Origin of the sequence: Streptomyces klenkii, assembly GCF_003626645.1 — a bacterium.
In the GTDB taxonomy this organism is placed as follows: Bacteria; Actinomycetota; Actinomycetes; order Streptomycetales; family Streptomycetaceae; genus Streptomyces; species Streptomyces klenkii.
In genome coordinates this window covers 75,042-88,387 of record NZ_RBAM01000008.1, presented here as the reverse complement: position 1 = coordinate 88,387, position 13,346 = coordinate 75,042, and the positions used below count along the sequence as shown (strand labels likewise).

The window sequence follows — 13,346 nt, the reverse complement described above, 5'->3', positions numbered from 1 at the left end:
GCCGCCTATGACGTGCGCCGCAGCGCCCGCACGCCGCGCAACCCGATCAGCCCCACAGCCGTCCCCAAGAGAAACGAGGTGACCGCGAGCAGCAGATGCACCCAGAAGTACGCGGTCGGGTCACCCGCGTCGTCAAAGGCGAGACCGCTGCCGTCCTTCCACAGATTCTTCGCGAAGGTGATCCAGATGACCCAGCTCCACACGCCGAAGGCGAGCAGGAACCAGGAGACGGGACGGGAGAGGACGGCGGGGGCGGGCGACGCGGCGGGAGCGGCGGCCGCGGCGGGCGCGTCAGGCGTAGTGCTCGGCATGGGTTTCAGTATGCGTTCGGGTCAGCGCAATAGTCCTATCGGGTCCCCGGCCGTCATCCGAGCCAGTGAGGCGGCGACTGGAACCCCCAGGTGGCGGGGTAGTTTCACGGACGTGCCGACGACGACATCACACCCCACGCGGGCCGCCGCGACGCGCCGCCGCCGCGGGGCCGCCGCGCTCGCGGCCACCGCCTCGCTGCTCGTCCCGCTGGCGACCGCCGCCCCCGCCCTGGCCGATCCCACGCCGTCCCCGAGCGCGAGCCGCCCCAGCGTGAGCCCGAGCCCGTCCGGTGCGCGGGCGAACCCGGGCCCCTCGGCGAACGGCGGGGCCGCCCAGGAGGACGACGGCAAGGGCATCGGCCGGCGCGCGCCCCGGACGCCGCCCTCCCGGATGTCCACCGTGGGCGGGGAGCTGCTGGGCCGCCCCGGCCCGCAGGTCCAGCGCGGCCCGGGCGCGCCGGAGCTGCCCACTGGGCTCAGCGGCCGCTCGTGGCTCGTGGCGGACGCCGAGTCGGGCGAGATCCTCGCCGCGAACAACGCGCACTGGGAGCTGCCGCCCGCCTCGACGCTGAAGATGCTCTTCGCGGACACGGTCCTGCCGAAGCTGCCCCGGACTAAGACGCACACGGTCGTCCCCTCCGACCTGGAGGGCATGGGCGCGGGCAGCAGCGCCGTGGGCGTCAAGGAAGGGTCGTCGTACAGCGTCCGCGACCTGTGGCTCGGCGTGTTCCTGCGCTCGGGCAACGACGCGGTGCGGGTGCTGGCGACCATGAACGGCGGCATCCCGAAGACCGTCAAGGACATGCAGGCGCACGCCGAGGAGCTCCAGGCGCTCGACACCCACGTCGTCACCCCCGACGGCTACGACGCCGACCAGCAGGTCTCCAGCGCGTACGACCTGACCCTGTTCGCCCGCTCGGGCTTGCAGAAGGCGGACTTCCGGGAGTACTGCTCGACGGTGTCGGCGCAGTTCCCCGGCGAGGAGCAGCCCGGCAAGAAGCGCGAGAGCTTCGCGATCGTGAACACCAACCGGCTGCTGACGGGCGAGGGCATGGAGCGCGGCCCGTACAAGGGGATGGCGGGCGTCAAGAACGGCTCCACCACGAACGCGGGCAACACCTTCACGGGCGTCGCCCAGCACGACGGCCGCAAGCTGCTGGTGACGGTGATGAACCCGGACATCCAGGAGCCGCACGAGGTCTACAAGGAGACCGAGCGGCTGCTGGACTGGGGCTTCGAGGCCGCCGGGCGCGTCAAGCCGGTCGGCATGCTGGTTCCCCCGAAGGGGGCCGCCGGCAACGGCAAGGGCGGCGACGGCCAGGCCGGCGGCGACCACGCCCAGGCCTCGGTGGCCGGCTCGGGCTCCGGCGGCATGTGGACGGCGGTGGGCATCGCGGGCGGCGCTCTGGTGGCGCTGGGCGCGGGCGCGTTCGTCGTCCACCGCCGCTGGCCGCGGCCGAAGGCGTAGCGGTACGTACGGGTTCCGGCGGTCCCGTATTCCGCCGGGCCCGCGCCGCGGGGGTTACTCGCCGCGGCGGCGGAGCAATGTCCTGTGGGCTCGGCCCGTAGCGGTGGGCCGTCGCGCCGGCGGGCGCGTTCGCTCCGCCGCGGCGGCAGCCGCCCTTCTTCCGCCGCTGCGGCGAGAAACCACGGCGGCGGCCGTCGGCGGTGCCGAGCCGGCCTCAGCCCGTACGCCCGGCCTTCGCCGACGGCGTGGCCGTCCACGCCGCGCAGAACAGGATCAGCTTGGCCATGAAGTTGATCCACAGCAGGAGCGCGATCGGCGTGCCGAACGCGCCGTACATGCTCTTCGCCGCCACGCCCCGCAGATAGCCGCCGAGCAGCAGCTTCAGCACCTCCAGGCCGATCGCCCCGATCAGCGCCCCGACGACGAGTCGCCGCACCGGCGGCTGCACGTCGGGCAGCCGCGAGAGGACGTAGAGCATCAGCAGGAAGTCGGCGAGGACGGCGATGCAGAAGCCGGCCGCGCTCAGCAGCCCGCCGACGCCGTCCAGCCCGGCATGGCCGACCACCCAGTCCACGGCCGCCGACGCGAACACCGAGCAGGCCAGCGAGAGCAGGGCGACGCCGCCGAGGCCGAGCAGCAGCGCCCCGTCCTTGAGCCGCAGGAGGACGGGGTTGCCGGGGCTCTCCTCCTTCTCCCAGACCGCGCGCAGGCACTCCCGCAGCGAGCCGATCCAGCCGATGCCCGTGAAGAGGAGCAGCGCTCCGGCGACGACGCCGACCGTGCCCGCGTTGTCGACGAGGCTGCTGAGGTCGAGCTGACCGGAGATGCCGGGGACCTGCTCGGCGAGGCGCCGCTCCAGCTCCCGCATGCGCTCCTCGCTGAGGACGGCCGCGCCGACGGCGGCGCCCACGGTGAGCAGGGGGAACAGGGCCACGAAGCTGGTGAACGTGATCGCGGCGGCGAGCCGGGTCCACTTCACCCGGTCCAGGGTCTCGTACGAGCGCCATGCGTGGGTGCGCATCAGGCGGGAGATCAGGGGCCCGATGCCGGGCAGCCGCGTCAGCCATTCCATGGCGTACGTCTACCACCCTGACGTGGGGATACGCCCACGTCAGGGCGGCGCTAGCGGGAAGGGGCGGGCGGTCGGACGCCCGTCTGGTGGGGGACGGCCGGCGCCGTCCCCTCCCCCTCCCCGAACGGATACTCGCGCTCCAGCCGCCACACGCCGTCCGGGCCCTGCTCGTAGAGGGCGAAGGCGTCGATCGTCCAGGCGGCCTCGAACCCGGCCAGCTCCTCGTAGGCCCGGTCCATGGCCTCCTCGGCGATGCCGTGGGCGACGGTGACGTGCGGGTGGTAGGGGAACTGGAGCTCGCGGGCGACGGGCCCGGCCTCGTCGCGGATGCGCTTCTGCAACCAGGCGCAGGAGGCGGAGCCCTCGACCACGTTCACATAGACGACGGGGGAGAGCGGCCGGAAGGTGCCGGTGCCGGAGAGGCGCATGGGGAAGGGGCGGCACTCGGCGGCGACGCGGGCGAGGTGATCCTCGATCGCGGGCAGCGAGGACGCGTCCGCCTCGGTGGGCGGCAGGAGGGTGACGTGCGTGGGGATGCCGTGCGCGTGCGGGTCCCCGAAGCCCTCGCGGCGCTTCTGGAGGAAGCTGCCGTAGGGCTCCGGGACCGCGATCGACACGCCGAGCGTCACGGTCCCCATTGCGTTCTCCCTCCTGTGCGCCTGTATGTCCCCGTGGCCAGTGTGACGGCTGTGCCGCACCCCGTGCCAGAGCTCCTGGTCTCTCCGTGCCCCGGCCGAGCCCTCAGTGCCCTCAGTGCTTGGCGGGCAGGAAGCCCACCTTGTCGTACGCCTGGGCGAGCGTCTCCGCCGCGACCGCGCGGGCCTTCTCGGCGCCCTTGGCGAGGACGGAGTCCAGCGTCTCCGGGTCGTCGAGGTACTCCTGCGTGCGGGCGCGGAACGGAGTCACCCACTCCACCATGACCTCGGCGAGGTCCGTCTTCAGCGCACCGTAGCCCTTGCCCTCGTACTTCTGCTCCAGTTCGGCCATTCCCGTGCCGGTGAGCGTGGCGTAGATGGTGAGCAGATTGCTGACGCCGGGCTTGTTCTCGGGGTCGAAGCGGATCACCGTGTCGGTGTCGGTGACGGCGCTCTTGATCTTCTTGGCGGAGACCTTGGGCTCGTCGAGGAGGTTGATCAGGCCCTTGGGGTTCGCCGCCGACTTGCTCATCTTGGCCGACGGGTCCTGGAGGTCGTAGATCTTCGCGGTCTCGCGGACGATGTGCGCGGCCGGAAGGGTGAAGGTGTCGCCGAAGCGGCCGTTGAAGCGCTCGGCCAGGTCGCGCGTGAGCTCGACGTGCTGGCGCTGGTCCTCGCCCACCGGGACGGCGTTCGCCTGGTAGAGGAGGATGTCGGCGACCTGGAGGATCGGGTAGGTGAACAGGCCGACCGTGGTGGCCCCGGAGCCCTGCTTGGCGGACTTGTCCTTGAACTGCGTCATCCGGGAGGCCTCGCCGAAGCCGGTGAGGCAGTTCATCACCCACGCGAGCTGGGCGTGCTCGGGGACGTGGCTCTGGATGAAGAGGGTGCAGCGCTCGGGGTCGAGGCCGGCGGCGAGCAGCTGGGCCGCGGCGAGGCGGGTGTTGGCCCGCAGCTCCTTCGGGTCCTGCGGCACGGTGATCGCGTGCAGGTCGACCACCATGTAGAAGGCGTCGTGGGTCTCCTGAAGAGCCACGTACTGGCGGACGGCACCGAGGTAGTTCCCCAGGTGGAACGAGCCTGCGGTGGGCTGGATGCCGGAGAGTGCGCGCGGTCGATCGAGGGCCATGCGCACATTCTCTCAGGTGCGGTGCCCGACTCCGTCCGACGGTGGGGCCGTCAGTAGTAGAAAGGTGGAACAGGGGGCACAGCAATGCCCGCACACGCATGCTCGTACACGAACGGAGCACACGGTGACATCCACGGAACGCAGCATCGCCGCCGCCGAGGCCCATAGCGCGCACAACTACCACCCGTTGCCGGTCGTCGTGGCGTACGCGGAGGGCGCCTGGATGACGGACGTCGAGGGGCGGCGCTATCTCGACATGCTCGCCGGGTACTCGGCGCTCAACTTCGGGCACGGCAACCGGCGGCTGATCAACGCCGCGAAGGCGCAGCTCGATCGGGTGACGCTGACCTCGCGCGCCTTCCACCACGACCGCTTCGCCGAGTTCTGCACCGAGCTGGCCGCGCTGTGCGGCAAGGAGATGGTGCTGCCCATGAACACGGGTGCGGAGGCGGTCGAGACGGCCGTGAAGACCGCCCGCAAGTGGGGTTACCGGGTCAAGGGCGTGCCGGACGGGCGGGCGAAGATCGTGGTGGCCGCCGGCAACTTCCACGGCCGCACCACCACGATCGTCAGCTTCTCGACGGACGAGGAGGCGCGGGCGGACTTCGGGCCGTACACGCCGGGCTTCGAGATCGTCCCGTACGGCGATCTGGCCGCGCTGGAGGCGGCCCTGGACGACGACACGGTCGCCGTGCTGCTGGAGCCGATCCAGGGCGAGGCGGGGGTGCTCGTGCCGCCGGCCGGCTATCTGCCGGGCGTGCGGCGGCTGACCGCCGAGCGCGGGGTGCTCTTCATCGCGGACGAGATCCAGTCCGGGCTCGGCCGCACGGGCAGAACGTTCGCGTGCGACCACGAGGACGTCGTCCCCGACATGTACGTGCTGGGCAAGGCGCTGGGCGGCGGCGTGGTGCCGGTGTCGGCCGTGGTGGCGGACCGCGACGTCCTCGGCGTGTACCGGCCGGGCGAGCACGGCTCGACGTTCGGCGGGAACCCGCTGGCCTGCGCGGTGGCGCTGGAGGTCGTGGCGATGCTGAAGTCCGGCGAGTTCCAGCAGCGCGCCACGGAGCTGGGCGAGCACCTCCACCAGGAGCTGAACCTGCTGGTGGGCACCGGCGCGGTCGAGGCGGTGCGCGGGCGCGGCCTGTGGGCGGGCGTCGACATCACCCCGTCCCACGGCACGGGCCGGCAGATCTCGGAGCGCCTGATGGAACGCCGCGTCCTGGTCAAGGACACGCACGGCTCGACGATCCGGATCGCTCCGCCGCTGGTCATCAGCAAGGAGGACCTGGACTGGGGGCTGGACCAGCTGCGGGCGGTGCTGGGCTCCTGACGGAGTGGTGCGGAGGAAGGGAGGGCTCGGCGTGCAGTGCACGCCGAGCCCTCCCTTCACATCCGGAGTTGATCTTCTGTACCTACTAGTATGTACACTCATCTTATGAGTACCCCGGAACGCCTCATCGAGAGCACGCGTGAACTCCTGTGGGAGCGCGGCTACGTCGGCACCAGCCCCAAGGCCATCCAGCAGCGGGCCGGGGCCGGCCAGGGCAGCATGTACCACCACTTCAGCGGGAAGCCGGACCTCGCGCTGACGGCCATCCGGCGGACCGCCGAGGAGATGCGGGCCAAGGCGGAGCAGCAGTTCGGCGGGCCGGGCACGGCCGTGGAGCGGATCACGGCCTACCTGCGGCGCGAGCGGGACGTCCTCAAGGGGTGCCCCGTCGGGCGGCTGACCCAGGACCCCGACGTCATGGCCGATCCCGCGCTGCGGGCGCCCGTGGACGAGACGTTCGTATGGCTGCGGGGGCGGCTGACCGAGGTGCTCGCGGAGGGCGTCGCCCGCGGCGAACTGGCCGCCGCCCTCGACCCGGCGGCCACGGCCGCGACCGTCGTCGCCGTCCTCCAGGGCGGCTACGTCCTGGCCCGCGCGGCCGACTCGACGGCACCGTTCGAACAGGCCGTCGACGGGGTGCTCGGACTCCTCACCGCGCAGTCCGCCTGATCCGTCACCCTCCTGGAGCGCACCCATGCTGATCCACCGCGACCCGCCCGCCGCCTACACCGCCGCTCCCGAGTGGGTCACCGGGACCGTCCACGTCACGCCGATCGCCGCCGCGGGGGACACCTCGCGACTGCGCATCGACGACGTCCGTTTCGAGCCCGGCAGCCGCACCCACTGGCACCGCCACCCCGAGGGCCAGGTCCTCCACATCACCGAAGGCACCGGGCTGATGCAGCGCCGGGGCGGACCGGTCGAGGTCGTGCGGGCCGGCGACCGGGTCGTCATCGCACCCGGCGAGTGGCACTGGCACGGCGCCGGGCCCACCACTTCGATGACCCACCTGGCCGTCCTGACGGCCGCTGAGGACGGCGCCGAAGCCGAGCGCGGCGAGCCCGTCGTCCTCTGACAGCCGTTTTTCCGACCAGCGAAAGGCGCAACGCCCCGTGTACGCCAAGCAGTACGAGATCACCCTACCCGCCGACTACGACATGGGGGTCATCCGCGAGCGGGTCGCCACCCGCGGCCACGTCCTCGACGACCGTGCCGGTATGGCCTTCAAGGCGTATGTGATCCGCGAGAAGGGCGTGGACGGCTCGCCCGTCAACCAGTACGCGCCGTTCTACGTGTGGGACGACACCGCCGCGATGAGTCACTTCCTCGTCGGCGGGGGCGGGTTCGAGGGGATCGTCCGGGACTTCGGGCGGCCCGTCGTGCGGCACTGGACCGGGATCGCCCGCGAGGACGGGCCCGCGCGCGGGACGGGCGCGGCGCCGCGGGCGGCGTCCCGGCGCCTGACGCCGCTGCCCGCCGAGGGCCTGGCCGAGGCGGTCGCGGCGGAGACCGCGGCGCTGCGCGAACTCGCCGCGCGCGACGGCGTGCACACGGCCGCCCTCGCCGTCGACCCGCACCACTGGCAGCTGCTGCGCTTCGTGCTGTGGGCGGAGGCCGTACCGCCCGGTGAGGACGTCACCGAGCGGTACGAGGTGCTGCACCTCTCCGCGCCCGGGCTCCGCTGACGGCCCGGTCGCCGACAGCCCGGGCGCGCACGGCTCAGCCGTTGATCACGTGGGGGACGAAGCGCGCGTACTCGTCCGTGATCAGGCCCGACGACTCCCGGATGCCCAGCCCCGCCGGCTCGCCGTCGACCACCCACGCGCCGAGGACCGTGCGATTGCCGTCGAAGTCCGGGAGGGGGCACAACTGCTGGTAGCAGCACGGCTCGTCGCGCAGGACGGGGGCCGCCCCCGGCTCGTGCAGGGTGATGCCCGCGCCCTCCCGGCCCAGCAGCGGCTTCGCCGCGTAGCCGCCGGTGCGCGCCAGCTCGCGGGGGCCGTCGGTGTGGGCGGGGAGCAGGTTGGGGTGGCCGGGGTGGAGCTCCCACAGGATCGCCAGGAGCGCCTTGTTGGACAGCAGCATCTTCCACGCCGGCTCGATCCACAGCGTGGACCCCGTACCGCCGCCGTTGTCGAGCGTGTCCAGCGCGTGCGGGCCGAAGCGGTCGTCCGTCAGCCATTCCCACGGGTAGAGCTTGAAGCAGGAGCGGACGAAGGAGTACCGCTCGTCGACGAAGCGGCCCGAGAGGGCGTCCCAGCCGATGTTCTCCATGGAGATGGCGCGGGTCGCGAGGCCGGCCTGCTCGGCGGTCTCGCGCAGGTAGGCGACCGTCATCAGGTCCTCGCCGAGCTCGTCGGCGGAGGAGTGCGCGAAGTGCAGCGGCGCGCCGGGCGGCAGCAGCGGGGCCTGGCGCCGCCAGGCGTCGACGAGGCGCTCGTGGAGCGAGTTCCACTGGTCGAGGCCGGGGAAGCGGTCCTCCATCCAGAACCACTGGGCGCTCGCCGCCTCCACCAGGGAGGTGGGCGTGTCGGCGTTGTACTCCAGCAGCTTGGCCGGGCCGCCGCCGTCGTAGCACAGGTCGAAGCGGCCGTAGAGGGAGGGCAGTTCGCCGCGGCGGTGCCAGGACTCGGAGATCAGGGCGGTCAGCCGCGGGTCGGTGAGGCCGAGCTCGGCGAAGCGGTCGCGCGCCACGATGTGCGCGGCGGCCTCCAGGCACATCTCGTGCAGCTCGGCGACGGTCTCCTCCAGGGCCTCGACCTCGGGGAGCGTGAAGGAGTAGTACGCGCTCTCGTCCCAGTACGGGCGCAGGGAGCCGTCGGGGAGGCGGGTCAGGGGGTAGATGACCCCCTGCTCCTCGACGGTGGCCTGCCAGCCGGGGCGGGGCTCGGTGCGGTGGCGGCGCATGCGGTCAGCCGCCGCCGGAGCCGGAGTTCGAGCAGCCGAAGCCGCCGCGGTCGACGGCCTGGCTCTTGCTGAACGTGCCGCTCTTGGCGAAGCCGTCGGAGCGGTTGGAGCCGTAGTACCAGCGGCCGGAGGAGGTACTGGTGGACGAGCCGCCGCCGCTCTTGTTCGAGCAGGCCTTGGGGTCGAGGAGGCGGTAGCCGCCGCGGCCCGCGTCGTAGCTGTACGGGTCGACGCAGCGCTTGTCCGGCTCGGAGCCGCAGGAGGTGAGGGCGGCGGCGAGCGCGCCCATGCTGCCGAGGACGACCGTGGAGGAGCGCAGCCGGCGCCGCGTCTTGCGGGCCTTCCGGGGCGTTCCCGATATGTCTTCTATTTCTGGCGTTACTTCTGCCGTTGTTTCTGCCATGCAGATGACCCCCGTCATGTACTGCTCATGTCGTGCAGGCCCCTCACCCTAAAGGGCGCATCCGGCCGCCCGACGGCGGGGAGGCCCCCGCGCGGCCCCGGGCGGCCTACAGTCGGATGGTGCTTCTCGGGATGCTGTGCGCGCTGGGTTCGGCGGTGTGTTTCGGCACCGCGTCCGTCCTTCAGGCCGTCGCCGCCCGGGCGTCCGCGCCCGGCAGCGGCTCGGGCGTGGACCCCGTCCTGCTGCTGCGGGTGCTGCGGCAGTGGCGCTATCTGGCGGGGCTCGCCCTGGACGCCGCGGGCTTCCTGCTGGAGCTCGTCGCGCTGCGCTCCCTGCCCATCTACGCCGTGGGCGCGGCCCTCGCCGCGAGCCTCGCGGTGACGGCGGTCGTGGCCTCGCGGGTGCTGCGGGTGAGGCTCAGCGGCATCGAGTGGGGCGCGGTGGCCGTGGTGTGCGGGGGCCTGGCGATGCTGGGGCTGGCCTCGGGCGCGGAGGGCGGCGGCACGGGCTCCGCGGCCCTGCGCACCGGCACGCTGGCCGTGGCGGCCGGCGTCCTGGCCCTGGGCGGGGCGGCCGGGCGGCTGCCGGGCCGGGCCCGGGCGGCCGCGCTCGGGCTGGGCGCGGGCCTCGGCTTCGGCGTGGTGGAGGTCGCCGTCCGGCTGATCGACGACCTCTCCCTCGGCGCTCTGCTCCGCAACCCGGCCGCGTACGCCCTGCTGCTCGGCGGCGGCGCGGCCTTCCTGCTGCTGACGTCGGCCTTGCAGCGCGGCTCGGTGACGGCCGCCACGGCCGGCATGGTCATCGGCGAGACCCTCGGCCCGGCCGTCGTCGGCATCGTCTGGCTGGGCGACCGCACCCGCCCGGGCCTGCTCCCCCTCGCCGCCGCGGGCTTCGCCCTCGCGGTCGCCGGCGCGCTGGCCCTGGCCCGCTTCGGGGAGGGCGGCGAGGGCGTTACGGCCGAGGCATGAGGCCGGGACCCGCCAAGGCGCGAGCGCGCTCCGCACGCCGGGCACGGCGAAGGCCCTGTCTTCCCCCAAGGGGAAGACAGGGCCCACGTCATGCGAACCGGACCGGGGGTCAGAAGCGGCGCGTGATCAGCGCTCGCTTGACCTCCTGGATCGCCTTCGTGACCTCGATGCCACGCGGGCAGGCGTCCGTGCAGTTGAACGTCGTGCGGCAGCGCCACACGCCGTCCTTGTCGTTGAGGATCTCCAGCCGCTGCTCGCCGGCCTCGTCGCGCGAGTCGAAGATGAAGCGGTGGGCGTTGACGATCGCCGCCGGGCCGAAGTACTGGCCGTCGTTCCAGAACACCGGGCACGAGGACGTGCACGCGGCGCACAGGATGCACTTGGTGGTGTCGTCGAAGCGCTCGCGGTCCTCGGCGGACTGCCGGCGCTCGCGCGTCGGCTCGTTGCCCTTGGTGATCAGGAAGGGCATCACGTCGCGGTAGGCCTGGAAGAACGGCTCCATGTCGACCACGAGGTCCTTCAGGACCGTGAGGCCCTTGATGGGCTCGACCGTGATCGGCTTGGCGGGGTTGATGTCCTTGATCAGGGTCTTGCACGCGAGGCGGTTCTTGCCGTTGATCCGCATGGCGTCGGAGCCGCAGATGCCGTGCGCGCAGGAGCGGCGGAACGTCAGCGTGCCGTCGACATCCCACTTGATCTTGTGCAGGGCGTCGAGGACGCGCTCCTTCGGGTCGATCTCGACCTCGAAGTCCTGCCAGTGGGCCTCGTCCGAGATCTCCGGGTTGAACCGGCGGATACGGAAGGTGACCGTGATGTAGGGCGAGGCCGCGGATTCGGCCTCGACCTTGTCGAGAGTCGCGGTGCTCATCAGTACTTACGCTCCATCGGCTGGTAGCGGGTCTGGACGACCGGCTTGTAGTCGAGGCGGACCGAGTCCTTGCCGTCCGCGTCGACCTCGCGGTACGCCATGGTGTGGCGCATGAAGTTGACGTCGTCGCGGTTGGGGAAGTCCTCGCGGTAGTGACCGCCGCGGGACTCCTTGCGCGCCAGCGCGGACACGGCCATCACCTCGGCCAGGTCGAGCAGGTTGCCCAGCTCGATGGCCTCCAGCAGGTCGGTGTTGAAGCGCTTGCCCTTGTCCTGGACGGACACGTTCTTGTAGCGCTCGCGCAGCTCGGCGATCTTCTCGACGGCCGTCTTGATGGTCTGCTCGGTGCGGAAGACCATGACGTTGGCGTCCATGGTCTCCTGGAGCTCCTTGCGCAGCTCGGCGACCCGCTCCTTGCCGGTGGAGTTGCGCAGCTGCTCGACCCGCTCGGCGACGAACTCCGCCGGGTTCTCCGGCAGCTCGACGAAGTCGGCCTTCACGGAGTACTCCGCGGCGGCGATGCCCGCGCGGCGGCCGAAGACGTTGATGTCGAGCAGCGAGTTGGTGCCCAGGCGGTTGGCGCCGTGCACGGACACGCAGGCGACCTCGCCGGCGGCGTAGAGACCGGGGACGACGGTGTCGTTGTCGGCCAGCACCTCGCCCTCGACGTTGGTCGGGATGCCGCCCATGGCGTAGTGCGCGGTGGGCTGGATCGGGATCGGGTCCGTGTAGGGCTCGATGCCGAGGTAGGTGCGCGCGAACTCGGTGATGTCCGGCAGCTTGGCGTCCAGCTGCTCCGGCGGCAGGTGGGTGAGGTCGAGGTAGACGTGGTCGCCCTCGGGACCGCAGCCGCGGCCCTCGCGGATCTCCGTGTAGATGGAGCGCGAGACGACGTCGCGCGAGGCGAGGTCCTTCATGACCGGCGCGTACTTCTCCATGAAGCGCTCGCCGTCCTTGTTGCGGAGGATGCCGCCCTCACCGCGGGCGCCCTCCGTCAGCAGGATGCCCATGCGCCAGATGCCCGTCGGGTGGAACTGGAAGAACTCCATGTCCTCCAGAGGCAGGCCGCGGCGGAAGCAGGCCGCCTGGCCGTCGCCCGTGAGCGTGTGGGCGTTCGACGTCACCTTGAAGAACTTGCCGGTGCCGCCGGAGGCGTAGATGACCGCCTTCGCCTGGAAGATGTGGATCTCGCCGGTGGCCAGCTCGTACGCGACGACGCCGGCGGACTTCTTGACGCCGTCGACCTCGGTGATCAGCTGGTCCAGGACGTAGAACTCGTTGAAGAACTCCACGCCCTCCTTGACGCAGTTCTGGTACAGCGTCTGGAGGATCATGTGGCCGGTGCGGTCCGCGGCGTAGCACGCGCGGCGGACCGGGGCCTCGCCGTGGTTGCGGCTGTGACCGCCGAAGCGGCGCTGGTCGATGGTGCCGTCCGGGGTGCGGTTGAACGGCAGGCCCATCTTCTCGAGGTCGAGGACCGCGTCGATGGCCTCCTTCGCCAGGATCTCGGCGGCGTCCTGGTCGACCAGGTAGTCACCGCCCTTGATCGTGTCGAAGGTGTGCCACTCCCAGTTGTCCTCCTCGACGTTCGCGAGGGCGGCGGCCATGCCGCCCTGGGCGGCGCCGGTGTGGGAGCGGGTCGGGTAGAGCTTGGTGAGCACCGCGGTGCGGCTGCGCTTGGTCGACTCGATGGCCGCGCGCATGCCGGCGCCGCCGGCGCCGACGATGACGGTGTCGTACTTGTGGATCTTCATGGTGTCGTCAGCCCCGGGCTCTAGCGGATGTTCGGGTCGAAGGTGAAGATCACCAGCGTGCCCAGCAGGACGGTGAACACCGTGGCCGCGTACAGCAGGTTCTTCAGCCAGAAACGGGTCGTCGCGCGCTCCGCGTAGTCGTTGATGACCGTGCGGAGGCCGTTGGCGCCGTGGAGCATCGCGAGCCAGAGCATGACCAGGTCCCAGGCCTGCCAGAACGGCGAGGCCCAGCGGCCGGCCACGAAGGCGAAGCCGATCTTGCTGACGCCGCCGTCGAGGACGAGCTGGATCAGCAGGTGGCCGAGGACCAGGACGACCAGGACGATGCCGGACAGCCGCATGAACAGCCAGCCGTACAGCTCGAAGTTGGTGCGGGTCGTCTTCGGGGTCTTCTTGGTGCGCTTGCGCGGCGCCTCGATGACCGGGGCCGGGTTGTCGACGTCGTAGAGGGAGACGTCGTGCGCGGCGGCGGTGGCGGGGGTGGTTTCAGCAGACATTTCG

Annotated in this window: 15 protein-coding genes; 6 read left to right on the top strand and 9 right to left on the bottom strand. The window is 71.8% G+C overall.

The window, feature by feature from the left end:
* Window positions 1-5: 5 nt before the first annotated feature.
* The gene (locus D7231_RS20320) at window positions 6-311 is read right to left on the bottom strand and encodes an SCO4848 family membrane protein (protein WP_438828711.1); all 306 of its coding nucleotides are present in this window, start codon (window positions 309-311) and stop codon (window positions 6-8) included.
* A 10-nt stretch (window positions 312-321) separates the two neighbouring features.
* On the opposite strand from D7231_RS20320, the gene D7231_RS20315 reads away from it, so the two are divergent.
* Window positions 322-1,779 carry a D-alanyl-D-alanine carboxypeptidase family protein gene (locus tag D7231_RS20315; protein ID WP_194959755.1) on the top strand — a complete coding sequence of 486 codons (1,458 nt, stop codon included), beginning with the start codon at window positions 322-324 and terminating at the stop codon, window positions 1,777-1,779.
* Window positions 1,780-1,993: 214 nt separating this feature from the next.
* Here D7231_RS20315 and D7231_RS20310 read toward each other — a convergent pair whose 3' ends face one another.
* From D7231_RS20310 to trpS, 3 genes are all read right to left on the bottom strand, one after another.
* Window positions 1,994-2,851: a YihY/virulence factor BrkB family protein gene (locus tag D7231_RS20310; protein WP_120756904.1), complete on the bottom strand. Its 858-nt coding sequence runs from the start codon at window positions 2,849-2,851 to the stop codon at window positions 1,994-1,996.
* A gap of 50 nt (window positions 2,852-2,901) precedes the next feature.
* Window positions 2,902-3,489 (bottom strand): 2'-5' RNA ligase family protein, encoded by a 588-nt coding sequence (locus D7231_RS20305; protein ID WP_120756903.1) that lies wholly within the window; start codon window positions 3,487-3,489, stop codon window positions 2,902-2,904.
* Window positions 3,490-3,601: 112 nt separating this feature from the next.
* The gene (gene trpS / locus D7231_RS20300; protein ID WP_120756902.1) at window positions 3,602-4,615 is read right to left on the bottom strand and encodes a tryptophan--tRNA ligase; all 1,014 of its coding nucleotides are present in this window, start codon (window positions 4,613-4,615) and stop codon (window positions 3,602-3,604) included.
* Window positions 4,616-4,739: 124 nt separating this feature from the next.
* Here trpS and rocD point away from each other — a divergent pair, with 124 nt between their 5' ends.
* The 4 genes from rocD to D7231_RS20280 all read left to right on the top strand — a co-directional run bounded on the left by rocD (window position 4,740) and on the right by D7231_RS20280 (window position 7,630).
* Entirely contained in the window at window positions 4,740-5,945 is a 1,206-nt protein-coding gene (gene rocD / locus D7231_RS20295; RefSeq protein WP_120756901.1) for an ornithine--oxo-acid transaminase, read from the top strand.
* Window positions 5,946-6,050: 105 nt separating this feature from the next.
* Window positions 6,051-6,614: a TetR/AcrR family transcriptional regulator gene (locus D7231_RS20290; RefSeq protein ID WP_120756900.1), complete on the top strand. Its 564-nt coding sequence runs from the start codon at window positions 6,051-6,053 to the stop codon at window positions 6,612-6,614.
* A gap of 25 nt (window positions 6,615-6,639) precedes the next feature.
* The gene (locus tag D7231_RS20285; RefSeq protein WP_120756899.1) at window positions 6,640-7,020 is read left to right on the top strand and encodes a cupin domain-containing protein; all 381 of its coding nucleotides are present in this window, start codon (window positions 6,640-6,642) and stop codon (window positions 7,018-7,020) included.
* 37 nt (window positions 7,021-7,057) lie between these two features.
* Window positions 7,058-7,630 (top strand): DUF4865 family protein, encoded by a 573-nt coding sequence (locus D7231_RS20280; protein ID WP_120756898.1) that lies wholly within the window; start codon window positions 7,058-7,060, stop codon window positions 7,628-7,630.
* Between the two features lie 34 nt (window positions 7,631-7,664).
* Here D7231_RS20280 and D7231_RS20275 read toward each other — a convergent pair whose 3' ends face one another.
* A complete protein-coding gene (locus D7231_RS20275) occupies window positions 7,665-8,852 on the bottom strand; it encodes a glutathionylspermidine synthase family protein (RefSeq protein ID WP_120756897.1) in 1,188 nt (395 codons plus the stop codon).
* 4 nt (window positions 8,853-8,856) lie between these two features.
* On the bottom strand, window positions 8,857-9,141 hold the full coding sequence (locus D7231_RS20270) for a hypothetical protein (protein WP_120756896.1): 285 nt from the start codon (window positions 9,139-9,141) through the stop codon (window positions 8,857-8,859).
* 245 nt (window positions 9,142-9,386) lie between these two features.
* On the opposite strand from D7231_RS20270, the gene D7231_RS20265 reads away from it, so the two are divergent.
* A complete protein-coding gene (locus tag D7231_RS20265; protein ID WP_120757158.1) occupies window positions 9,387-10,223 on the top strand; it encodes a DMT family protein in 837 nt (278 codons plus the stop codon).
* Window positions 10,224-10,332: 109 nt separating this feature from the next.
* Here the strand turns inward: D7231_RS20265 and D7231_RS20260 are convergent, their stop codons facing one another.
* The 3 genes from D7231_RS20260 to D7231_RS20250 are packed head-to-tail and all read right to left on the bottom strand — an operon-like array spanning window position 10,333 to window position 13,342.
* The gene (locus D7231_RS20260) at window positions 10,333-11,091 is read right to left on the bottom strand and encodes a succinate dehydrogenase iron-sulfur subunit (RefSeq protein ID WP_120756895.1); all 759 of its coding nucleotides are present in this window, start codon (window positions 11,089-11,091) and stop codon (window positions 10,333-10,335) included.
* Complete coding sequence (sdhA, locus tag D7231_RS20255) at window positions 11,091-12,845, bottom strand: succinate dehydrogenase flavoprotein subunit (RefSeq protein WP_120756894.1); 1,755 nt, start codon at window positions 12,843-12,845, stop codon at window positions 11,091-11,093. Before sdhA ends, D7231_RS20260 begins: the two co-directional genes overlap by 1 nt.
* Before the next feature lie 20 nt (window positions 12,846-12,865).
* Window positions 12,866-13,342, bottom strand: coding sequence for a succinate dehydrogenase hydrophobic membrane anchor subunit (locus tag D7231_RS20250; protein ID WP_120756893.1), 477 nt, complete (start codon window positions 13,340-13,342; stop codon window positions 12,866-12,868).
* Window positions 13,343-13,346 lie beyond the last annotated feature (4 nt).

What these genes read in the sequence shown, in the direction of transcription:
- D7231_RS20270 (WP_120756896.1), bottom strand. Translation starts at nt 9,141, where the DNA reads ATGGGCGCGCTCGCCGCCGCCCTCACCTCCTGCGGCTCCGAGCCGGAC.
- D7231_RS20310 (WP_120756904.1), bottom strand. Translation starts at nt 2,851, where the DNA reads ATGGAATGGCTGACGCGGCTGCCCGGCATCGGGCCCCTGATCTCCCGC.
- D7231_RS20315 (WP_194959755.1), top strand. Translation starts at nt 322, where the DNA reads ATGCGTTCGGGTCAGCGCAATAGTCCTATCGGGTCCCCGGCCGTCATC.
- D7231_RS20260 (WP_120756895.1), bottom strand. Translation starts at nt 11,091, where the DNA reads ATGAGCACCGCGACTCTCGACAAGGTCGAGGCCGAATCCGCGGCCTCG.
- trpS (WP_120756902.1), bottom strand. Translation starts at nt 4,615, where the DNA reads ATGGCCCTCGATCGACCGCGCGCACTCTCCGGCATCCAGCCCACCGCA.
- D7231_RS20265 (WP_120757158.1), top strand. Translation starts at nt 9,387, where the DNA reads ATGCTGTGCGCGCTGGGTTCGGCGGTGTGTTTCGGCACCGCGTCCGTC.
- sdhA (WP_120756894.1), bottom strand. Translation starts at nt 12,845, where the DNA reads ATGAAGATCCACAAGTACGACACCGTCATCGTCGGCGCCGGCGGCGCC.
- D7231_RS20250 (WP_120756893.1), bottom strand. Translation starts at nt 13,342, where the DNA reads ATGTCTGCTGAAACCACCCCCGCCACCGCCGCCGCGCACGACGTCTCC.
- D7231_RS20285 (WP_120756899.1), top strand. Translation starts at nt 6,640, where the DNA reads ATGCTGATCCACCGCGACCCGCCCGCCGCCTACACCGCCGCTCCCGAG.
- D7231_RS20290 (WP_120756900.1), top strand. Translation starts at nt 6,051, where the DNA reads ATGAGTACCCCGGAACGCCTCATCGAGAGCACGCGTGAACTCCTGTGG.
- D7231_RS20305 (WP_120756903.1), bottom strand. Translation starts at nt 3,489, where the DNA reads ATGGGGACCGTGACGCTCGGCGTGTCGATCGCGGTCCCGGAGCCCTAC.
- D7231_RS20320 (WP_438828711.1), bottom strand. Translation starts at nt 311, where the DNA reads ATGCCGAGCACTACGCCTGACGCGCCCGCCGCGGCCGCCGCTCCCGCC.
- D7231_RS20275 (WP_120756897.1), bottom strand. Translation starts at nt 8,852, where the DNA reads ATGCGCCGCCACCGCACCGAGCCCCGCCCCGGCTGGCAGGCCACCGTC.